Here is a 22,121-nt window from a genome sequence, read left to right as displayed (position 1 = left end):
TGGTAAATCAAAAATGTTTAGCATAAAATAAAAAGTGCCGTTAAACGACACTTTCATTCCTATTTTTTAGATGCAAATCAAAGACTTAATTTAAGTTTTTAAAATACTGTTTCAAAATAACATCATTTTCGTTTGTCGGCGTAAAAACTTCTAAAATCGTTGGAGCATCATTTGTTTCATACAATGATTTTATACCCTTGTTTAATGATTCCAAATCATTAGCTGTAAAATAATTGCAGTGATACATTTTAGCTAAATGTTCAGCAGTTAAATGATGTGAGGTTTCAAAATAAGTATTAAAAACCGGTTTTTCCTGATGTCCCGGCAGGATTCTGAAAATTCCTCCTCCTCCATTATTTACTAAAATAATTTTGAAGTTTTTAGGAATATAAGCGTTCCAAAGTGCATTACTGTCGTATAAAAAGCTGATATCACCCGTGATGAATACATTTTGTTTTGAATTACCAACTGCAGCACCAATTGCTGTTGAAGTGCTTCCGTCAATTCCGCTGGTTCCTCTGTTACAGAAAACCTCTATAGATTCATCAATATCTATTAATTGAGCATAACGAATCGCCGAACTATTGCTGATTTGAAGCTGGCTGTTCTTAGGAAGTGATTCTATTACTTTTTCAAAAACTTTAAAGTCAGAAAATGCAATTTCTTTTAAATATTCTTTTCTCTTTTCAAGTCTTTCTTTGTAAACAGAATCGATACTTTCAAAATAATCACTTTCTGCAAAAGAGGTTTTGGAAAGTAAATCTTTAAAGAAATCATTTGGTTTCATTTCAAAATGCTGCGTCAGTGCGCCAAAGGTATCATAAGCTCGTAAACTATCAATATGCCAATGATGTTCCGGTTTGTATTTTCGTAAAAAAGCTTTGATTCTTTTAGAAACTACCATTCCGCCAAAAGTGATTAAAACTTCAGGATTAAATGCTTCAAAATCAGAATCATCAAAAGGTGTAATTAAAGTATCAATACTATTAATAAAATTTGGATGATGCAAATTAGAAGTTGTTTCCGTCAGTACCACAATCGAAGGATCTGAAGCTAAATTTGCAATAATTTCCTTATCAATTGTATTAGCTTCATTTACTCCAACGAGAACTAATTTTCTTTTCGCTTTATTCCAAATAGAAACGAATTCCTCACTATTTTCTATAGCTTTTGGACTATTATCTGAAATGAAATTGGTAATTATTGGTTGAATAGAAAGTTCATCTGTAGTTTCATACAAAGGTTCTTCAAAAGGTGCATTGATATGAACTGGTCCTTTTTGTAAAATCGAGGTTTCAATTGCTTTATTGATTTTTAAATCATTTTCTTCTGAAGCTTCTTCCGTAAGATTGGCATTGAAAACCGAATGATTTAGAAAAACATTTTGCTGGCGAATCGTTTGCCCATCTCCAATATCAATTTTACTCTGCGGACGGTCAGCAGAAATAACAATTAACGGAATCTGACTGTAAAATGCCTCCGCAAAAGCTGGATAATAATTTAATAAAGCAGATCCTGACGTACAAGCTACAGCGGTTGGCTGTTTGGTTTGCTGTGCGATTCCTAACGCAAAAAAAGCAGCACATCGTTCGTCTGCGATGCTGTAACATTTAAAATTAGGATTTTGCGCAAATCCAATCGTTAAAGGGGCATTTCTGGATCCTGGAGAAATAATAATATTCACAATGCCTTTGGCTGATAAAATTTCGATAATGCTTTGTGCAAGCGCTATTTTGGGGTAAATCATTCTGATCGTATATTACTTTTATAAAGAAAATCCCTGATTTGATTTTTCTTAATCTTGCTTACAAAGTTACAAACTTCGCAGTTCATTTAAGTTATAATTAGGAATATATTAAGGCTCTTTCTCAAAAAAGGAGATATATTTGTAAAATCGAATTATTAATAAAAGCCTGACTTAATTATGCGTTTCTTTTTAGTACTTTTTTTAGCCGTTACTTTTCAAACTGTAAATTCTCAGAATCAATTTGTTCCTGTTGATATTCCTTATAAAACAGCCTTAGAAACTGCGAAGAAAGAAGGAAAACCACTTTTTATTATGCTTTATGCCGATTGGTGCCCGCATTGTAATTTGATGAAAACGGAAGTTTTGAACGATCCTGCTGTAATGGATTTTCTAAATAAAAATTTTGTCTGTACATATAAAAACATCGAAAAAGAAGAAGGAATTGCTTTAAAAACTAAATTCACTACCAAATCACTTCCTACTTTTTTGTTTCTTGATGCCAATGAAACCTTGATTTATGCCTTAAAAGGAGAAATGAAAAAAGCAGATTTTCTAAATGAACTTCGATATTCATTGAATCCTAAAATGCAGTTGCCTTATTTAGAAAAAGAATTTATGGCCGATCCAAGTAATTCGGATAAATACTTTACTTATTTGAATACTTTAAAGAAAGGAAAAGACAGAACGGAATTATCACCGGCAACTCATACTTACCTAAACACACAGTCTGATGCTCAGTTGGTCAGCGAATTGAACTGGAGAGTGATTGCAAACGGTGTTACAGATATTAAATCTAGAGAATTTCAGTATGTTTTAAAACATCAAAAAGAATTTGCAGCTGTTGCTTCACAAACTAGAATTGACAGAAAGATTGAAAGTATTGTAAACGAACTGTTGCGTCCACTGGTTGATAATTTAGACACTGTAAACTATTACAAACAAAGAGAAATAGCAAAATCAATTCGTTTGCAAAAAACTGATTCATTGGTTTTTAAATATGATTTAACGTTGGCAGAAAGAACTGAAAAATGGGATTTTTATAAAAAAGTTACCCTTGAAGATACTGAGAAATTAGCTTGGAAAGATGCGAGCTTTCTTAAAGAAATTGGGAATACTTATTTTAAACATATTGATGATACAGAAAGTTTGAAAAAAGCGATTTTTTGGGTAAATCATTCTTTAGAATTAAATGATTCGTATGACGGAAATTTACTCGAAGCCAAGTTGTATAACAAAATAAAAGACAAAAAGAAAGCTTTAGAATATGCTAAAGAAGCCAAAGCCATTGCAAAAGAAATGGGCTGGGATTCTAAGGATGTTGACGCTTTACTGGCTGAACTAAACAAAAAATAATTACATAAATACAATGAGTATCATTTTAAGACCAGCAACTGAAAACGATTTGCAAAAGATATTAGAAATAGTAAATCATTCCATTTTACATACAACAGCGAATTACAGCTATGAAATTCAGACTTTGGAAGTGCAGCAAAAATGGTTTGAAGATAAAAAAGCTAAAAATCTTCCAGTTGTGGTTGCAGACTTAGATGGTGAAGTAGTTGGTTTTGGAAGTTATGGTCAGTTTAGAGAAAAAATAGGTTATCAATATACTGTTGAACATTCTGTCTATGTAGTGGATAATATAATTGGAAAAGGAATTGGTTCTAGGCTTTTAACTGAGTTAATTCGACTAGCAAAAGAACAGGGTTATCACGTTATGATTGGCGCCATTGATGCCGATAATGCTGGAAGTATTGCTTTTCACGAAAAATTTGGTTTCGTGGCAACGGGAACCATTCGTGAAGTAGGCTACAAATTTGACCACTGGCTGGATTTGGTTTTCATGCAGTTGATTTTGAAGTGATTTTTGCCGTAAAAGATGTGCGCATTTAAAATAAAACCCGACAGGTTTTAAAAACCTGTCGGGTTTGAAATTCTAAATCAATAAACTTAACTTTTTATCCAATTAATAACTTCTGGATCAGTTGGCAGAGTTCTTGGTTTAATTACTTTAACCAACTCTCCTTTTTCATTAATTAGGTATTTCTGAAAATTCCATTCTACCTCAGAATCTTGTAATCCATTTTTAGATTTTTGAGTTAGGAATTTGTAAACCTCACACATATCGCTTCCTTTAACTGAAACTTTGTTCATCATTGGAAAAGTTACACCGTAGTTTTGCTGGCAGAAACTTTCAATTTCTTTTGCTGTTCCAGGTTCTTGAGAAGCAAAATTATTGGCTGGAAAACCTACAATCACGAAACCTTTATCTTTATATTCTTTGTAAATAGCTTCTAAATCTTTGTATTGAGGCGTTAAACCACATTTTGAAGCCGTATTTACGATCATGATTTTTTTGCCTTTCAAGGACGCAAAGTCAAAAGTATCTCCAGATAAATCTTCGACTTTAAATTGATAAATAGTTTCTTTTGCCATGGCTTTATCTGTTTTAGATAATTTGTTCTTACTTGTTTGAGCATTCGCTTGTGCACCAAATAAAAGAGCGGCACCAAATAGTATTAAAAGTATTTTTTTCATCGTATAATTTTTTATAAAATTAGCTAAAATACGCTTCACTAAAACTTAAATTTTATTAATCAAAAGTTAAATAAAAAATGAAGCCTAACGTTAATCAGACGTTAGGCTTCCCCCCATACAAACAAATCAAACCATGAATTAATTATTATGCAATCTTTTATTAATAAAACAATATCTCATTAAAATTATAGTTGATGACTCGGTTGTATTGAAAATCTTTTTATCCCCCAATGCCTAACGTACCCTCAAAATATTTTCAAATGGCTTGTAATATTGTATCTACTTGAATCTTACCTAATCGTCATGACATAATAAAAAGTCTTCAATCTGGAAGTCCGAGTGCATCAACTATACTATTTTTTATATCTAAAATTTAAAGAACATCACCAATCTTACTGTTTATAAAGCTTGATAAACACTAAAATAAAAACCAGAAAATCGAATATTTTTATAAAATCCATAATCTTGAAAGTTTATCTATTTATAATGAATTCTTCAATCTCAACTAAATTTCAAGCTGCCTTATAATTGTCGCTTCTTTTTTAAAGTCGTTCTCATTAAAAACGGTCATCGCTAACACAGTAGTCAATCCGACGATGAGTATTTTTATTATTTGCTTGCTATCCATAATATTGTTTTTTAAAGAACGACTTTAGTTTATACTGTTCAAAGCGTATTATTTAGAATCAAATTATTATGATCTTTTTCTTACTTATAAAATTATTTACGTAATTGGATTGTTTTTGGTTTTAAAAAAAGTAAAAAAAATCATCTTTTTTTTAAAACCCCTATATTTTCCTAGGTTTTTAACTACAAAAAAAAATAAAAGAAATAAAAGAAAAATAATTTACCTTTATAACAGCTACCACTAAACATCTAAATTTTCATGTTTAAACTTTAAAAATCCAAATCTATGAGTCAAGAAGAACTGCTAGTTTTAATTTACAAAAAGGACGAAAAAGCTTTTACGCATTTATACGACATGTACTCTAAAAGTTTGTTTTCTGTCATTCATGTCTTAATCAAAAATCGAGAAGAAGCGGAAGATGTCCTCCAAGATGTCTTCGTGAAAATCTGGAAAAACATCGATTCTTATAACGAAAGTAAGGGCCGATTTTACACTTGGATCCTTAATATTGCTCGAAATACCTCAATCGACAAGCTTCGTTCTAAAAATTTTAATAACAGTCAAAAAAACCTTTCTTCGGATAATTTCGTAAATCTGTTAGATGACAGTAATAAACTAACCAATAAGCTTGATGCAATCGGAATTCAGGAATTTGTCAAAAAACTGAAACCAAAATGTATTGAGATCATTAATTTATTATTCTTTAAAGGATATACCCAGCAAGAAGCTTCAGAAGAATTGGCACTGCCACTGGGAACTATAAAGACGCAAAACAGAAACTGTATTAACGATTTACGTAATTATTTGAAAATATAATGGAAGCACAAGAATATATAGAATCAGGAATTCTAGAGCTGTACGTTTACGGCTTATTAAGCGAAAAGGAAAACCTAGAAATAGCTGAATTAGCAAAAAAGAACCCTGAAGTAGATCAGGAAATTATTTCGATTGAAAAGGCTGTAATAGCTTTATCATCGAGCTTCTCTCCTTTCCATTCTGTGGAGAATTTCGAGAAGATTAAAGCACGTCTGGAGCTTAAACACGGAAAAGTAGTCGATATGAAACCGACTTCAAACTGGTCTCAATATGTGGGCTGGGCTGCTGCAGTATTACTATTGTTAGGTTTAGGATATCAGACTTTGGAGTTATCAAAAACCAAAGATGCTATTTCTACAGTTGGAAATGAGAAAAATAAAATTCAAAGAGAATATGCTTTCTTAGATCAGCAGAATAAGCAGACTGAAAAGAACTTAAGTATTGTTAGAGATATCAAAAATATTGGAGTTACTCTTGGCGGTCAGGCGGTTTCTCCAACTTCTTTTGCAAAAGTATACTGGAACCAGCAAACTAAAACGACTTATATCGATGCTGCTGGATTACCAACTCCGCCAAAAGGAATGGTTTATCAGGTATGGTCTTTAAAATTAAGTCCAGTTCTTACGCCAACAAGCATCGGTTTGTTGGATAATTTTGAAGGAAATACTCAAAAAATCTTTGCTGTAAGCCAAACCGATTCAGCAGAGGCTTTTGGAATTACTTTAGAGCCTGCTGGAGGAAGTCCGACTCCAACAATGGAACAACTTTATACTTTAGGAAAAGTTTAAAATTTAAATTCGCATAAAACTTATAAGGAGCTGTTTTTAAAATAGCTCTTTTTTTATGCTTCAGAGAAGCAAAATATTTATAGAATAAATATTTGACCCCGCAGGTTTTTTTTATAGATAAAAGTTTTTTAATATTTTGTTCAGTGCAAAAGGTGTTGTTTCAAACAAACGTTACTAAAACGCAAAAAAAGCTCAGTGTTTATACTGAGCTTTTCCGATACGAATCAATAATTAATTGGATAATCCTATTTTTTTACCTTTTTCGTTTTATAGTATTTTCTATATTTTGGATAAGTAATCGCTCCTATTAAAGTAATTGTAATCAAGCAGTAATAAATCCAGCTTAAAGAATGTGCTTCTCCACTTGCATAAGAGTGTAAACCAACTAAGTGGAAGTTTACTCCATAATAAGTAAATAATATAGAAACAAAAGCATACATACTCATTAAATTGAAGAACCATTTACCTCTTAAAGCAGGAACAAAACGAGCGTGAATTACAAAAGCATAAATCATAATCGAAATTAAGGCCCAAGTTTCCTTTGGATCCCATCCCCAGTAACGTCCCCAGCTTTCATTTGCCCATTGTCCACCTAGGAAGTTTCCAATCGTAAGCATGATTAAACCAATGGTTAAAGACATTTCATTGATATAAGTGATCTCTTTAATATTCAATTCCATTTTAGCTTTGTTTTTCTCTGTTGTAAAGAAAATCAATAATAATGATACAAAACCTAAAATCATTCCTAAAGCAGTCGGACCATAACTACCTACAATAACTGCAACGTGAATCATTAACCAATAGGAATTAAGAACTGGCTGTAAGTTTGCAATTTCCGGATCAATCCAGTTCATGTAGGCTGCCATTAAAATCATAGCCGTCACGAAAGCAGATGAAGCAACTGTTAATTTTGATTTTCTGTCAAAAGCCAATCCGAAGAACATGGTTGACCAGGACACATATACTATAGATTCGTAAGCATTACTCCAAGGTGCATGCCCAGAAATATACCAACGTGCTATTAGTCCTAATGTATGAAGCACAAACAACAATCCAATTATAATATGGAAAGCGTTTATTGTAATACGAAGCCATTTTTTCTCAAAGAAAATGTTGACAATAATAAAGATGAACATAAAGCTAGCTGCTGTAATATACCAATAAGTCAATTTCTGAAAAACATCGTATTTGTTGTAGGCAATTTCTGCATCGATTTTTTGTTCGCTAGGCATTACTTTGGCTCCAAATTTCTTTTGGAAACCATGAATACTTTCTACTAAATTATCAGCTGTATCAAAGTTTTTTGCGATAGATCCATTATTCAAAGCACTAAAATACAAAGGCAGGATTTGTTTCACGTAAGTTGAATCCATTCCTTTAAATCCAGCACCTTCACGTTCTAAATATGAAACCCATTTATGATTTGGATCATTTGGAACTGGGAATATCTTTAAAATGCTGCCACTTAAAGCAGATTCCATTAAGTTTACTTTTTTATCTGTCTCAATATAATCTTTCTCAAACTGATTTGGATTTGCAGCTTTATAAGCAGCATCTAAATAAGGTGATAGTTTATAATTTCCCTGCTCATCAAAGAATTTTACAAATGGAGCGTATTTATCTTTTGGATCAATACCAATAATTTTTCGGATACTGTCATTTCCTGATTTAATGTAAATTAATGGAACCTGAATCCAAACCTGAGCATATTGTGTCATCGATAAAAACACCTGATCAGAATTCATTTCGTTATATTTATCACTGTGGCTTACTTTTCGAAGCAATTCAGATGAAAAAGTATTAATCGGCTTCATTCTTCCACCGGCATCCTGAATAATCAAACGTCCAAATTTTGCTGCATGTGCTTCTGGAGCTTTATAAATATTCAATAACGAATCTAATTGTTTTTTGCTTGGCGGTGCTGTAACGTGATTGGCATGATCATTTGGATCTGCTGTATGTGCATGATCGTGATCGTGTGAATGTACATGTGTTGTCTGTTGCGCAAAACCACTTAAGCTCAACATTAAAACTAAAATCGTAAGTAGTTTTTCTTTTTTCTTTTTAACAGCCTCAAGTTTACGCTTTAAATCTCCAAAACGAGAATGTTTTGTAAACATAATTCCCATTAAACCTATGTAAAGCATGAAATATCCAAAATAGGTAATGTTGGTTCCCCAGAAATCATGATTTACAGATAAAACCGTTCCTTTTTCGTCTGGATCAAATGAAGATTGGAAAAAACGATACCCCTTATAATCCAAAACATGATTCATAAAAATATCGGCATCAAAAGTTTCTGTAGAATCCTGAACGGTTACTTTACTTTTAAAAGCAGAATAACTTTTTTCAGTTCCAGGGTATTTATCAGCAATAAAGTCATTTAATCTTACTTTGAAAGGCAAGATATATGCCTTACTTCCGTAAAATAGAGAATATTCAATGTTGCCAATTTTTACTGTTTTTGGTTCTCCAACCTGTCCTTTAGAACCAAAAAGCATAACTTCTTTTTCCTGTCCCTCGGCTTTTACTTTAACGACTAAAGCATCTGAGTGTGTTTTAGCTTTATAATCATTATTCGATTCATATTCTACTTTTCCTTTCATTGCAGGATCTGGAAATACAATTCTGATATCTCCAATGCTGTATAAAGAACGCATCATTAAAGGCTGTACATCATCTTTGGTGACTTTACCTTTTAGCTGGTCGGCCATTCTCATAAATTCTCCTTCAAAAGGGGTTTGAATAGTGTATGTATCACCTTTTGTATTGATATTGATGGCTCCGTCTGTTTGTTTATTCAAAGCAAACAAAACATTGTGGATATTCTGAACTTCCCCTTCTTTTAAGTAATGTTCTTCACGTCCGCCTGCACCAGCTTCAACTAATTTAAGGTACAAAGTTCCGTTTGCATCTGGTTTAACCACTTCCTTCGCTCCCATGATATAATTAGCATAAGAAACTTCAAAAGGAGTTTCGTCAAATTTGCCAGAAATAGAAAAATCATTAGTGGTTGCTGGAGATAATAAAAGACTTTTTTCAAAAACTCTTCGTTTCATTTCTCCTTTATATTCACCATCAACAAAAACGGTTAAAAAAGTCTTATCTGAATATACTTGGTTTTCTGCCGCACCTTCACGAATTGGCATCATTCCTTCATAACTAATATAACGAGTAATAAAAGCTCCTATAATGATAAAAATAAAGGCCAAGTGAAGTAATAAAGTGGCCCATTTTTCTTTTTTAAGTAACTGATAACGTTTGATGTTTCCGAAGAAGTTAATCACGAAAACTACCATTATGGCTTCAAACCACCAAGTATTGTAAATTAAAATTCTGGCTGTGTCGGTATTGTATTTACTTTCGATAAAAGTTCCAATACCCATTGCCGCTGCGAATGCTATAAAAAGAACGGCCATTAAACGTGTAGAAAACAAAAAAGAGAATATTTTTTTATCCATTTTTAAGGAATTACATTGTATATAAAGTGGCACAAAAGTACTTAAAAATGTTTATTTGAGGCGTGCGATATTTGTTAATAAAAACCAAATATATAGCGGTAAATTTCATCAAATCCCTAAAAATGTACGCTAATTTTTACAAAACAATATCTCAAAAAATTTAAGTTATTCTTTTCTCGCACTATAGTCAAAACAAAATAAATACGCTTTTCTGTTTTCATTTTGATAATTACAAAAAGAATTTCAGAAGCAAAAAAATTATAATCTCTACAATGTGAATCAAAACTTTTCGTTACAAATTATCTTTATAAAAAATAATACTAATTTTGCTTTTATGATTCAGATAACAATTATTGGTTCCGGAAATGTTGCACAGCATTTGATAAAAGCTTTTGATGGAAGTAAAACCGTTGAAATTAAACAGGTTTTCTCCCGAAAGAAGGAAACATTGCTAAATTTAGTTGACTATGAAAAAATTGTTACGGATTATAATGATATCCAGCCTGCAGATTTACACATAATTGCTGTTTCAGACAATGCCATTTCTGAAGTTTCAGAACAGCTTCCTTTTAATAATCAATTTGTGGTTCATACTTCAGGAACCTCTTCAATTGAGCTTTTAAATCCTAAGAATCGACGTGGTGTTTTTTATCCGCTTCAAACATTTTCAAAAAATAAAGCTATTGATTATTCGATTATTCCATTTTGTCTGGAAGCCGAAAACACAGCCGATTTTAAGTTATTGGAATCCATTGCTAAAAGCATTTCCACAACAGTACATTCTGTAAATTCCGAACAACGTAAAGCGCTTCATGTTGCGGCTGTTTTTGTCAGCAACTTTACGAATCATTTGTATTATTTGGGACAAGAAGTTTGTGAAGAAAATCAGTTGCCATTTGCAATTCTAAGGCCACTTATTCAAGAAACTGCTGACAAAATCAATACATTAAATCCGATTGATGCTCAGACTGGTCCTGCGATACGTCATGATTCGAACACCATAGAAGTTCATATGGCTTTTTTACAAGACGAAAACAAAAAAAATATCTATAAAATCCTAACACAATCTATACAGCATAATGGCAAAAAGTTATAAAGAAATAATGAATGACATCACAACATTTGTTTTTGATGTAGACGGCGTATTAACAGACAGTTCTGTTTTTGTAACCAACGAAGGCGAAATGTTACGAACAATGAATATTCGTGATGGCTTTGCTTTAAAAGCGGCAATCGAAAGTGGTTATAACGTATGTATTATTTCTGGCGGAAGCAACGAAGGTGTTCGTATTCGTCTTCAAAATTTGGGTGTAAAAGACATTCATTTAGGAACTCCTGACAAAGTAAAAACATTTAACGATTATACTGAAATCAATAATATAAAGCACGAAAATGTGCTATATATGGGAGATGATATTCCTGATTTTCATGTTATGAAATTAGTAGGTCTTCCAACGTGTCCACAGGATTCTACTCCGGAAATCAAAAATATCTGCCGTTACATTTCTCATGTAAAAGGAGGACGTGGCGCGGCAAGAGACGTTATCGAACAAGTGATGAAAGTACAAGGAAAATGGATGGAGTATTTTAATGGAAAACATGATTAAAGTTTTCAGTCACAGTGACAGTTTTCAGTTAATAAAAAACTCAGTATTTTAATCTCGATAGCTATTTGGATAGCCACTCAGAACCTTTGCAACTTAAAAGAAAATGAAATTCCTAAAACTTATTCGCTATAAAAATTTATTAATGCTGGCTTTTATGCAGCTTCTTTTCCGTTATGCTTTTCTAAAACAGCAAAATATTCCGCTTGCTTTATCAGATTGGCAATACGGATTATTAGTTTTAAGCACAGTTTTATTGGCTGCTGCAGGTTATGTTATTAATAATATTTATGATGTGGCAACAGACAGTATCAACAAACCAAATGATGTTGTTGTTGGAAAAGGAATAACCGAAACTGCTGCTTATAACATTTATATTGGCTTAAATATTTCGGGAGTTGCTATTGGTTTTATTTTATCTAATATTATTCTGAAACCCTCTTTTGCATCACTTTTTATTCTCATTGCAACTTTACTGTATTTTTATGCTACTACCTTAAAACAAATCATGATTTTAGGAAATTTTGTTGTGGCGTTGCTTCTTGCAATTAGTGTACTGATTATTGGAGTTTTCGACATTTTTCCTGCGACAACAGCTGAGAATCAGGCGCAAATGGCTAGCCTTTTTTCAATTTTAATTGATTATGCTTTGTTTGCTTTTATGATTAATTTTATTCGAGAAATAGTTAAAGATATTGAAGATGTAAATGGAGATTACAATCAAGGAATGAATACTTTACCAATTGCCATTGGTGTTAGCAGAGCTGCAAAAATTGCTTTGGGATTTGCTATAATTCCGTTTGTTTTATCGGCTCTTTATGTCAATACTTATTTCATGGAAAACAAACTTTACATAGCTGTTTTTTATGCTTTTGCCACAGTTTTGGCGCCTTTATTATATTTTATAGTAAAAATCTTTGATGCCAAATCCCAAAAGGATTTTCATCATCTGAGCACTATCTTGAAATTAATTTTATTCTTCGGAATTTTATCAATCTTGGTTATTGCCTTAAACATCAAATACAATGCTTAAAGAAAAATTAAAGAAATATAAAATCATTTTAGCTTCGGGATCACCTAGAAGACAGCAGTTTTTTAAAGATTTAGATCTTGATTTTGAAATTCGTTTAAAAGATGTTGAAGAGATTTATCCGCCAGAATTAGAAGCGGCTGAAATTACCGATTATCTTGCAGAACTGAAAGCCAAAGCGTTTGAAGGAGAATTAAAGGAAAATGAAATTCTAGTTACGAGTGATACAATCGTATGGCATCAGAACAAAGCTTTAGGAAAGCCTAAAAATGCTGAAGAAGCTTTCAAGATGATAAAATCAATGTCTAATACGACTCATGAAGTGATTACTTCGGTTTGTTTTAAAACGAACCACTCTTCTACTCTACTGCATGATATTACCAAAGTAACTTTTAATGATTTGTCTGACGAAGCTATTTCATATTATATAGAAAATTATAAACCTTATGATAAAGCGGGTGCTTATGGAATTCAGGAATGGTTTGGTTTTATGGCAGTTGCAAAAGTTGAAGGCTCTTATACCAATGTTATGGGACTTCCGACAGCAAAAGTCTACGAATTTTTGACTACATTAGTGTAAAAATTTTATTTATGTTTTCCTTTAAAGAATATAGCCGCGAAATATTTGCCACGATAATTCTCATTTTAGTATTTATAATTCTTAGAATGGTAATTGCAAAACTAGTCAAAAATTTTGCTGCTTCGAGTCAGTTATTTGAACATCGTACCAATCTAGTTATCAAATACATCAATATTTTGATGAATATATTGATGACCATTAGTTTAATTGTAATTTGGGGAGTGCAGACTGATGACATTTTTGTTACCATTTCTTCTATAGCAACCGTAATTGGTGTTGCTATGTTTGCACAATGGTCTATCTTGAGCAATATTACTTCTGGAATGGTCTTATTTTTTTCTTTTCCATTTAGGATTGGAGATACTATCAAGATACACGATAAAGATTTTCCAATCGAAGCAGAAATTGAAGATATCAATACTTTTCATGTAAGTTTAAAAACTAAAGAAGGAGAAAAAATTGTTTTCCCAAACAATTTATTGCTTCAAAAAGGAATTTCAATAATACCTGCCAAATATGAGGAAAGAGAATTTTTCGACTAAAATTTGAATGGGAATTTTATAACACCAAGTCAAAAAGCTGGAACGAAAACGGACAAATAAAGTATAATATTTGTTTTACAAATTCAGCTTAATTCTAAAACATAATGACTCGGCCAATAACTTTACCTTTTTACGCAAAACTCGCTTTTATACTAATTACTTTAATTTGTTTTGCCTTTATATTTTGCACTGGAAAAAATATTATTACACCCGTTTTACTTGCTTTTCTATTTGCTGTTTTATTACTTCCTATTTTCTCTTTCTTTAATAAAAAGCTAAAATTTCCAAGACATCTCGCGGCAATAGTTTGTCTTCTTATTTTTCTTTCTTTTATAGTCGGAATTTTGGTTTTCATTTCCTATCAGGTCACTTACATTGCCAATGATTTTGATACCATAAAGAAAAATGCCAATTCATTTATTCTTGAAATTCATAAGTTTATAAGAGAAAATTTCGAAGTAAGTATTGGTGATCAGAAAAAATATCTGGATTCGGTTACGCAGGATTCTGTAAAAAACGGACAGGCAAAACTGGGTTCCTTTATAATATCAATGAGTGATGTTCTCTTAGATAGTACTATTATAATTATTTATACGTTTCTATTCTTAATTTATAAAGAGCATTTTAAATTGTTTTTAGCCAAATTAATCCGTCAGGAGAATCATGCGGTTTTAAAAGATATACTTTCTCAAATCAAAGTTTCGATTAACAATTATATCGTCAGTTTAATAATAGAAATGATTGTTGTTTCGGTTTTAACTAGTATCGGATTGTGGATTATTGGTATTAAATATTTTATTTTATTGGGATTAATTACAGGAATCTTAAACCTGATTCCATATATCGGAATTTTGGTTGCCGGAATTATCACTGTTTTAGCTTCGTTAACCGGTTCGGCTGAATTTTCAATCATCTTAGGAATTCTCATCGTAAATATAATTGTCCAGTTTATAGACAATAATCTTTTAGTACCATTGATTATCAATTCTAAAGTAGAAATCAATGCTTTTGTATCTATTATGGGAATTATTGTCGGCGGTGCGGCAGCAGGAATTTCAGGAATGTTTTTGGCAATTCCGCTTTTGGCAATTTTAAAAATTATTTTCGATCGAATAGATCCTCTTGCTCCTTGGGGTTATCTTATGGGAAATCATGTGCCACGAAAATTTACATGGCGTAAACAAAAAATTGCAACAGAAAATTAAAAAGGACGTTATACTATAAAAACCTCCCATTTATTCCTTACATTCATAAATAATAAAACTATTAGAAGAAAACTACCGAATGTCTTTAGATAAAAAAATACTATTTTTTATTTTGCTTTGCTTTTGTTTACAAAGTGGATATGCTCAGGTAGATAAAACGAAAAAAGAACCTAGAACCCAGAAAGACACTACTGAAATCTATACCAAAATTCGAAATTATTCTAAGAAAAATAAATTTACGCAGATGATGCATAAATTGTTTTTTAAATCTAAAAAGCCAAAGAAAAAGCAAGAGTTACTTGTACCAATAGATTCTACTCATTACGATGGCAAAATTATTCGTAATATAAACATTATCACTTTAGATCCTTTTGGGCATTCTGTGGCAGATACTACACAAATGCCCAAAAATTGGGGTGAGCGAATGGGAAACAGACTTCACTTAAAAACAAAAAAAATAGCAATAAAGAACTTATTACTATTTAAGAAAAACACACCGTATAATACGTATAAAGTTCTGGAAAGTGAGCGTTTAATACGTGCGCAACGTTATGTAACGGCAGTTCGAATTTCCAATCAATCTGTTGGTCAAGCTTCAGATTCTGTTGATGTCACTATACGTGTTTTAGATTCCTGGAGTACTATTCCAAGATTTTCAATTTCTAGCAGTCAAATGTCGATTGGGTTTAAAGAAAAAGATTTCTTTGGTTCTGGACAGCAGTTAGAATATCGTTACACCAATCGCTTTGATGATGGTCGTAATGCCAATGAAGCGACTTATACTGTTCCAAACATCAAAAACACGTATATAGGAACCGTTCTTCATTATAAAATGGACTTAGACAATAACTATATTAAAAGTATAGATGTGGAGAGAGACTTTTACTCTCCTCTGACAAAATGGGCTGGTGGCGTGTATGTTGATGAATTTTACCGAAGAGATACACTTCAGGCACCAGATCTTTCTTATGCATATCAATCTGTAAAGTATAAATCACAGGATGTTTGGGCTGGACATGCTTTTAAAGTTTTTGAAGACGAAAAAAAAGCCATAACTAATCTTATTACTACTGCTAGATTTTTAAATAAAAATTTCACTGAAACACCAACTGAAGTGTATGACCCAGATCATTTTTATTCTGATGAAAAACTAATTCTCAGCGGGATCGGATTGAATACGCGAAAATTTATCAAAGACAGTTATATTTTTCGAAACGGCCAGACAGAAGACGTTCCGATTGGAAGAATATATGGTGTAACCTTTGGCTATCAATATAAAAATACTTTTTGGAGACCTTATGTTGGTGCACAGTTTTCGTTTGGAAATTATTATCGGTTAGGTTTTCTGAGTATGAATTTTGAGGCTGGAACTTATTTTCATCAATCCAAAACGTATCAAACTGCTTTCTTGTTCGAATCTAACTATTTTACAAAATTATATAGTATTGGAAAATGGAAATTAAGACAATTCGTAAATCCAAGAGTTGTAATTGGAGTTAATCGTGATAATATTATTGGGGATGAGTTAAATATTAATGAGATAAATGGCTTAGCCGGTTTTAATACAGCATTGTATGGGACCAGTAAAGCTTTATTATCACTTCAAACACAAACGTATTCGCCTCATGCATTATGGGGATTTCGTTTAAATCCTTTCTTTAATTATTCGGTTGCTGTTTTAGGTAGTCCAGAAGTTGCCATGACAAAAAGCAAACCATATTCTAAAATAACTTTAGGTTTACTGGTAAGTAATGACTACTTGGTTTTTAGTTCATTTCAGCTTTCTATTTCTTATTATCCAAGTATTCCTTTGCAAGGTGATAATGTATTTAAAACAAATACTTTTGAAACTACAGATTATGGTCTTCAAAGTTTTGAACTTGCTAAACCACGAGTTGTCGATTACAGATAATTTTTATCTTTTTTTTGAAAAAATACTAGCCAACAAAAACCAGCTTAAAATCAGCTTCTTACACGTTAAACAAATCCAAAAAAAATTCGACGAAATACATTTTTTACTCGACAAAATACATATTCATTTTTTTTGGCACAGTATATGAATATCCCTAAATAAGATTAACATTAAAAAAATAAAAAAGATGAAAACGATAAAATTAGCAATCGCCGGATTATTTCTAATGGTTGCAAATGCCACGCAAGCCCAAGTATCGATAAACGTTAATATAGGAACTCCTCCAGCTTGGGGGCCTGCAGGATATACCGAAATGGAATATTATTACCTTCCAGATATTCAAGCTTACTACGATGTACGTGCAGCACAATTTATATATTATGGAAGAGGAAAATGGGTAAGAACAACTTACTTGCCAAGACAATATAGAAATTATGATTTGTATGGAGGCTATAAAGTAGTTTTGACAGATTACCACGGTAGAACCCCTTATGTTTACTTTGATCGTCATAAAGTAAAATACTACAAAGGATACCACGGAGCGCCTCAAAGACCTTACAAACCAAGACCTGTATATGGCTATAATGACCGTAGAGATTACAAACGTTATGACAAACATGACAAACACGACAAACACCATGATAGACACGATGATCACCATCACCACGATGACCGAGATCACGGACGTGGTAGAAGATAATTGCTAAACCACGAATTTTCAACATAAGAGAGTATCACAAAAATGATACTCTCTTTTTTTGCTTTTTTTGTTTTGATATTTTTTCAAAAGATTGTAAATTTAATATAAATCACTATTAAACAAGCGTTTAAATTAGCTTGTTTTAAAAATTAACCTTTGTTTAATGTGATTATAATATATATTTGCACCAAATTTCTAAAACTCAAATCGCATCATTATGAAAAAGAATGTTTATTTGCTTTCATTTTTAGCAATGTCCCTATTAATAGGCTGTGACAGTAACGATGACAACAAAAACAACAATCAATCGTTGGACAACATTACGATTAATTCTGATCAAAATACCTTAAGCCAGAGACTTGACTACACCAATTCTGGAGTAATTTCAATCGAAAATAGTTCTCTAGTAGGAAAATCTGCAGAGAATACTGTGACCAATTTTCCACTTGTGCAGATTGCCGAGGTAAAACCTCCAGTTGACGCCAATGGAAGAACTTTACAAGCCAGTCATGTTACAGTAAATGGAAACTACGCTTATGTTTCTTATATCACCCGTGGTGATGTTTATTCTGGAGCAATTGACGTTATTGATGTTACAGATCCTTACAAACCTAAATTGGTTACCTCTGCTTTGATTCCAAATACTGATATTACTTCTCTTACTTATACAAATGGAAACTTAATTATTGGAGCGGCAAAAGATATTGATAAAGATCCTTTGCTTAAAAATAATCCAGCGGTTGTTTACAATATGCCTTTAAGTGCTGGACTTCTTACTGATAAAACTACTGCTAATTACTTAGAAAGCAGAGTTACTACAGATGTAGCTGCTAATACTAATGATTATTTTGCAGTTACTGGAGATAATGGTAGTTTATTCAAAATGAGCGCTTCAACAAAAGCCATAACAGGCAAAGTTGCTGTAGCTGATTTACGTTCTATCGCTTTAACTTCTGATAAAGTGGTTACTTTAAGCGGTACTAAAGGAGTGAATGTTTACAATCAATCTACGCTTGCTTTGCAAAAAAGCTTTACAACTTCTACAGATGTAAGCGGTGCAAAAAGAACAATTGATATTGACGGAACAAAACTTTTAGTTTCTGAAGGACCAAATGGTCTTGGTGTTTATGATATTAACAGTGGTTCAAAATTGCAGACTGTTGCAATACCAACTGCAGCTGAAGATAATGTCACTAATGCAGTTTCTGTAAACGACGGCTATGCATTCCTTGCCAATGGAGCATTAGGATTAAATGTTTATCAGTCTGGAACACAACTTAGTTTATTGGGTTCTTTAGGAATTGCTGGTTCATCAAACTATGTAAAATCTAGCGGTAATTATATTTATGTTGCCAGCGGAACAGGCGGTTTAAAAATCATTAAGATGGAAAAACCAAATACTACATTTGCAAGCTGTTCTTCATATCCGGTTTACAATCAAGGAAAAGATTTAATTTTAAATTCAAACGATATTAAATCGTACCAAGGTTCAACAGCTATTAATTCGGCTATAATAAATTCTAATGCAATATTAACACACTGTGGTTCTATCTCAATTCAAAATGGTTTAACCTTAAACAGCGGTGGAACATTTAACATGAAAGGAAGTTTAGCACAAGGTAAATATCAACAATCAAACCCAACGCAACTAATTATTAACAGTAATGCAACACTACAAGTAGAAGGTTCTGTTATAATCTGGGGAGATTTGCTATTAAACAGTGGCGCTAAAATCAACTTTATTGGTAACGATTCTTCAATTACAATATACGGTAAAGTAACCAAAAATAGTGGCGTTACGATTACTGGAACTTACAAGGACACTGAGAATAAATTAAAATAACATTTCGTTTATTTCAAAATCGAAATACAAAAGAGCCGTCAGAACACATCTGACGGTTTTTTTATTTATTTCATTCCATTTAAGGTACAATTATTGTTCGTTAACATTTCATTTAAATAATCTTCCATAAAATAATTAGTATTTTTGGGACAATTCTAAAAACACCTAACTTTTAATCATGCGAAAAATACAGGTTCAAATCTTTCTTTTATTTTTTCTAGGTTTTCAGATTTCGTTTGCACAGCAGCCACAAAAACCAAATTCAGTTGAAATTTATAATCAAATCAAAAAACTAAACTTTTTAGGTTCAGTATTATATCTTGCTGCACATCCTGATGATGAAAATACTAGAATGATTTCGTATTTGGCCAATGATATGAATGCTAGAACAGGTTATTTGTCTTTAACTCGTGGGGATGGTGGTCAGAATTTAATTGGATCGCAATTACGTGAATTGCTTGGAGTAATTAGAACTCAAGAATTAATTGAAGCTAGAAAAATAGATGGCGGAGAGCAGTTTTTCTCTCGTGCCAATGATTTTGGTTTTTCGAAAAACCCAAATGAAACCTTAGACATTTGGGACAAAGATAAAGTACTGGCCGATGTGGTTTGGACCATCAGAAAATTCCAGCCGGATATTATTATTAATAGATTTGATCATCGTTCACCGGGCACAACGCACGGACACCACACCTCTTCTGCAATGCTGAGTGTTGAAAGTTTTAAATTAACAAACGATCCAAAAGTTTATCCGGAACAATTGAAATACGTAACACCTTGGCAGGTAAAAAGACAATTTTTTAATCCGTCTTGGTGGTTTTATGGCAGCCAGGAAAAATTTGATGCTGCCAATAAATCAAAATTCACCAAATTAGAAACGGGTGTTTATTACACTGGAATTGGAAAATCGAATCAGGAAATCGCCGCTTTAAGCCGAAGTCGTCATCAATCACAAGGTTTTGGAAGTACAGGAGTTCGTGGCGATGAAACAGAATATTTAGAGTTGATTAATGGAGAAACACCAAAAGACCGTGATAATTTGTTTGACGGAATTGATACCAGCTGGAATCGTGTCAAAAACGGAAAACCAATTGGTGATTTAATTTCCTCTATCATTTCAAACTATAACTTCAGTAATCCATCTGCAAGTATTCCGGATTTAGTTAAAGCCTATTCGATGATAGAGGCTTTAGAAGATACCCATTGGAGAACAATCAAATCCGAAGCAATCAAAAGCATCATTGCGTCATGTTCTGGTTTATATCTTGAAGCGGTCTCAAACGAGCAAGAAGCAACTCCTGGAAGCATTCTTAAACTAACTCTTGAAGCTATTAATAGATGTTCTGTTGATATGCAATTAGTTAGTATTACAACGTTGCCAGACAATAAAACTACTGTTCAAAATAGCGTTTTAAAAAATAACAGTGATCAAAAGATCAACCTTCAATTGCAGCTTCCAAACAATATCGAATATACACAACCGTATTGGTTAAAAGAAAAAGCAACAGTTGGAATGTACACTGTTTCAAACCAAGAAATTATTGGAATTCCAGATATTATTAGAGATACTAAAGTTGTTTTTAATGTAAAAATCGGCGGTATTGAGATTCCATTTGAACGAACAGTCGTTTACAAATACAATGACGGCGTTAAAGGAGAAATGTATAATTTTCTTGATATAGTGCCAGAAGTTACCACTTCAATTTTAGAAAGAGTTTTGATTTTTAGAGACACTAAAAGCAAAATGATTCCAGTAAAAGTTCGTGCAGGAAAAGATAATGTAGTAGGAAATCTACAACTGGATTTACCTAAAAGCTGGAATGTATCTCCAAAAGAAATTCCGTTTACTTTGGACAAAAAAGGAAATGAGCAGGTTTTTTATTTTGAAGTAACACCGCCCGTTAATCCAGAAGAAGTTACGGCTAAAAGTATTGCAACGGTTGACGGCAAACGTTTTGATAAAGATCAGACGATTATTGATTTTCCTCACATTACCAAACAAATGGTTTTAAAACCAGCTGAATCAAAATGCATTAGAATTGACCTAAAAACTTCGGGTGATGCGATTGCCTACATTATGGGCGCCGGCGACGAAGTTCCTGAAAGTTTAAAACAAATGGGATACAAGGTTTCAATTTTAAAACCCGAAGAAATTACGCCTGAAAAATTAGATTCATTCAGCACTGTGATTACAGGAGTTCGTGCTTATAATACCGTAAATGCTCTTGCCAATAAACAAAGTATCCTTTTTAATTTTGTAAAAGGCGGTAAAAATATGATTGTACAATATAATACAAACGGAAAACTAGTTACAGATAAAATTGCGCCTTATTCATTAAAATTATCTAACGATCGTGTAACCGAAGAAAATGCAAAAATCACTTTCTTGGCGCCAAATCATCCTGTATTAAATACGCCAAACAAAATCAGTGCGAAAGATTTTGAAGGCTGGACACAAGAACAAGGTTTGTATTATCCAAATGAATATGATCCTGCCTTCACACCTATTATTTCGTCTCATGACAAAGGAGAATCGGCTAAAGATGGTGCTTTATTAGTGGCTCCTTACGGAAAAGGATATTATATTTACACCGGTTTGAGTTTCTTTAGAGAATTACCAGAAGGAGTTTCTGGAGCTTATAGATTATTATCTAATATTATTTCGCTAAAACAACCTCTTGAAACCCCAAAACAAGATATAAAGCAATAAAATATGGAAGCTAAAAA

17 protein-coding genes are annotated in these 22,121 nt (G+C 32.4%); 14 read left to right on the top strand and 3 right to left on the bottom strand.

What is annotated here, in order from left to right:
- Positions 1–85 precede the first annotated feature (85 nt).
- Positions 86–1,747: a 2-succinyl-5-enolpyruvyl-6-hydroxy-3-cyclohexene-1-carboxylic-acid synthase gene (gene menD / locus BM289_RS24445; RefSeq protein ID WP_091498978.1), complete on the bottom strand. Its 1,662-nt coding sequence runs from the start codon at positions 1,745–1,747 to the stop codon at positions 86–88.
- Positions 1,748–1,924: 177 nt separating this feature from the next.
- On the opposite strand from menD, the gene BM289_RS24440 reads away from it, so the two are divergent.
- Both BM289_RS24440 and BM289_RS24435 read left to right on the top strand, forming a co-directional pair.
- Positions 1,925–3,100, top strand: coding sequence for a thioredoxin family protein (locus BM289_RS24440; protein ID WP_091498976.1), 1,176 nt, complete (start codon positions 1,925–1,927; stop codon positions 3,098–3,100).
- A gap of 13 nt (positions 3,101–3,113) precedes the next feature.
- Positions 3,114–3,611: a GNAT family N-acetyltransferase gene (locus tag BM289_RS24435; RefSeq protein WP_091498966.1), complete on the top strand. Its 498-nt coding sequence runs from the start codon at positions 3,114–3,116 to the stop codon at positions 3,609–3,611.
- 86 nt (positions 3,612–3,697) lie between these two features.
- On the opposite strand, the gene BM289_RS24430 is transcribed toward BM289_RS24435, so the two are convergent.
- On the bottom strand, positions 3,698–4,285 hold the full coding sequence (locus BM289_RS24430) for a glutathione peroxidase (protein WP_091498964.1): 588 nt from the start codon (positions 4,283–4,285) through the stop codon (positions 3,698–3,700).
- A gap of 913 nt (positions 4,286–5,198) precedes the next feature.
- On the opposite strand from BM289_RS24430, the gene BM289_RS24425 reads away from it, so the two are divergent.
- Positions 5,199–5,729 carry an RNA polymerase sigma factor gene (locus BM289_RS24425; protein ID WP_091498962.1) on the top strand — a complete coding sequence of 177 codons (531 nt, stop codon included), beginning with the start codon at positions 5,199–5,201 and terminating at the stop codon, positions 5,727–5,729.
- Positions 5,729–6,517: an anti-sigma factor gene (locus BM289_RS24420; protein WP_091498959.1), complete on the top strand. Its 789-nt coding sequence runs from the start codon at positions 5,729–5,731 to the stop codon at positions 6,515–6,517. The genes BM289_RS24425 and BM289_RS24420 overlap by 1 nt, the downstream gene beginning before the upstream one ends.
- A 245-nt stretch (positions 6,518–6,762) precedes the next feature.
- Here BM289_RS24420 and ccsA read toward each other — a convergent pair whose 3' ends face one another.
- Positions 6,763–9,978, bottom strand: a complete 3,216-nt coding sequence (gene ccsA / locus BM289_RS24415; protein WP_091498948.1) for a cytochrome c biogenesis protein — start codon at positions 9,976–9,978, stop codon at positions 6,763–6,765.
- A gap of 334 nt (positions 9,979–10,312) precedes the next feature.
- Between ccsA and BM289_RS24410 the strand changes: the two genes are divergently transcribed.
- The 10 genes from BM289_RS24410 (at position 10,313) to BM289_RS24365 (ending at position 22,104) form a co-directional block, all read left to right on the top strand.
- The gene (locus BM289_RS24410) at positions 10,313–11,074 is read left to right on the top strand and encodes a Rossmann-like and DUF2520 domain-containing protein (RefSeq protein ID WP_091498945.1); all 762 of its coding nucleotides are present in this window, start codon (positions 10,313–10,315) and stop codon (positions 11,072–11,074) included.
- Positions 11,058–11,585 carry a KdsC family phosphatase gene (locus BM289_RS24405; RefSeq protein ID WP_091498944.1) on the top strand — a complete coding sequence of 176 codons (528 nt, stop codon included), beginning with the start codon at positions 11,058–11,060 and terminating at the stop codon, positions 11,583–11,585. The genes BM289_RS24410 and BM289_RS24405 overlap by 17 nt, the downstream gene beginning before the upstream one ends.
- A 103-nt stretch (positions 11,586–11,688) precedes the next feature.
- Positions 11,689–12,615: a geranylgeranylglycerol-phosphate geranylgeranyltransferase gene (locus BM289_RS24400; RefSeq protein WP_091498942.1), complete on the top strand. Its 927-nt coding sequence runs from the start codon at positions 11,689–11,691 to the stop codon at positions 12,613–12,615.
- Positions 12,608–13,192: a Maf-like protein gene (locus BM289_RS24395; RefSeq protein WP_091498934.1), complete on the top strand. Its 585-nt coding sequence runs from the start codon at positions 12,608–12,610 to the stop codon at positions 13,190–13,192. The genes BM289_RS24400 and BM289_RS24395 overlap by 8 nt, the downstream gene beginning before the upstream one ends.
- 11 nt (positions 13,193–13,203) lie before the next feature.
- Positions 13,204–13,734, top strand: coding sequence for a mechanosensitive ion channel domain-containing protein (locus BM289_RS24390; RefSeq protein ID WP_091498933.1), 531 nt, complete (start codon positions 13,204–13,206; stop codon positions 13,732–13,734).
- A 104-nt stretch (positions 13,735–13,838) separates the two neighbouring features.
- On the top strand, positions 13,839–14,939 hold the full coding sequence (locus tag BM289_RS24385; RefSeq protein ID WP_091498931.1) for an AI-2E family transporter: 1,101 nt from the start codon (positions 13,839–13,841) through the stop codon (positions 14,937–14,939).
- A gap of 79 nt (positions 14,940–15,018) precedes the next feature.
- Positions 15,019–16,851, top strand: a complete 1,833-nt coding sequence (locus tag BM289_RS24380; RefSeq protein ID WP_091498930.1) for a BamA/TamA family outer membrane protein — start codon at positions 15,019–15,021, stop codon at positions 16,849–16,851.
- Between the two features lie 187 nt (positions 16,852–17,038).
- Complete coding sequence (locus tag BM289_RS24375; RefSeq protein ID WP_091498914.1) at positions 17,039–17,551, top strand: hypothetical protein; 513 nt, start codon at positions 17,039–17,041, stop codon at positions 17,549–17,551.
- Between the two features lie 217 nt (positions 17,552–17,768).
- Complete coding sequence (locus tag BM289_RS24370; protein ID WP_091498912.1) at positions 17,769–19,394, top strand: LVIVD repeat-containing protein; 1,626 nt, start codon at positions 17,769–17,771, stop codon at positions 19,392–19,394.
- Positions 19,395–19,572: 178 nt separating this feature from the next.
- On the top strand, positions 19,573–22,104 hold the full coding sequence (locus BM289_RS24365) for a PIG-L family deacetylase (RefSeq protein ID WP_091498911.1): 2,532 nt from the start codon (positions 19,573–19,575) through the stop codon (positions 22,102–22,104).
- The last annotated feature ends 17 nt before the right edge of the window (positions 22,105–22,121 follow it).

Source organism: Flavobacterium phragmitis (genome assembly GCF_900112575.1).
GTDB lineage: Bacteria > Bacteroidota > Bacteroidia > Flavobacteriales > Flavobacteriaceae > Flavobacterium > Flavobacterium phragmitis.
This window is presented reverse-complemented; position numbering and strand designations above follow the sequence as displayed.

Bases quoted from the DNA above. Each gene is read 5' to 3' on its own strand.
- ccsA (WP_091498948.1), bottom strand. From the start codon at position 9,978: ATGGATAAAAAAATATTCTCTTTTTTGTTTTCTACACGTTTAATGGCC.
- BM289_RS24390 (WP_091498933.1), top strand. From the start codon at position 13,204: ATGTTTTCCTTTAAAGAATATAGCCGCGAAATATTTGCCACGATAATT.
- BM289_RS24420 (WP_091498959.1), top strand. From the start codon at position 5,729: ATGGAAGCACAAGAATATATAGAATCAGGAATTCTAGAGCTGTACGTT.
- BM289_RS24440 (WP_091498976.1), top strand. From the start codon at position 1,925: ATGCGTTTCTTTTTAGTACTTTTTTTAGCCGTTACTTTTCAAACTGTA.
- BM289_RS24395 (WP_091498934.1), top strand. From the start codon at position 12,608: ATGCTTAAAGAAAAATTAAAGAAATATAAAATCATTTTAGCTTCGGGA.
- BM289_RS24425 (WP_091498962.1), top strand. From the start codon at position 5,199: ATGAGTCAAGAAGAACTGCTAGTTTTAATTTACAAAAAGGACGAAAAA.
- BM289_RS24430 (WP_091498964.1), bottom strand. From the start codon at position 4,285: ATGAAAAAAATACTTTTAATACTATTTGGTGCCGCTCTTTTATTTGGT.
- BM289_RS24385 (WP_091498931.1), top strand. From the start codon at position 13,839: ATGACTCGGCCAATAACTTTACCTTTTTACGCAAAACTCGCTTTTATA.
- BM289_RS24365 (WP_091498911.1), top strand. From the start codon at position 19,573: ATGCGAAAAATACAGGTTCAAATCTTTCTTTTATTTTTTCTAGGTTTT.
- menD (WP_091498978.1), bottom strand. From the start codon at position 1,747: ATGATTTACCCCAAAATAGCGCTTGCACAAAGCATTATCGAAATTTTA.
- BM289_RS24370 (WP_091498912.1), top strand. From the start codon at position 17,769: ATGAAAAAGAATGTTTATTTGCTTTCATTTTTAGCAATGTCCCTATTA.
- BM289_RS24410 (WP_091498945.1), top strand. From the start codon at position 10,313: ATGATTCAGATAACAATTATTGGTTCCGGAAATGTTGCACAGCATTTG.
- BM289_RS24375 (WP_091498914.1), top strand. From the start codon at position 17,039: ATGAAAACGATAAAATTAGCAATCGCCGGATTATTTCTAATGGTTGCA.
- BM289_RS24435 (WP_091498966.1), top strand. From the start codon at position 3,114: ATGAGTATCATTTTAAGACCAGCAACTGAAAACGATTTGCAAAAGATA.
- BM289_RS24380 (WP_091498930.1), top strand. From the start codon at position 15,019: ATGTCTTTAGATAAAAAAATACTATTTTTTATTTTGCTTTGCTTTTGT.
- BM289_RS24405 (WP_091498944.1), top strand. From the start codon at position 11,058: ATGGCAAAAAGTTATAAAGAAATAATGAATGACATCACAACATTTGTT.
- BM289_RS24400 (WP_091498942.1), top strand. From the start codon at position 11,689: ATGAAATTCCTAAAACTTATTCGCTATAAAAATTTATTAATGCTGGCT.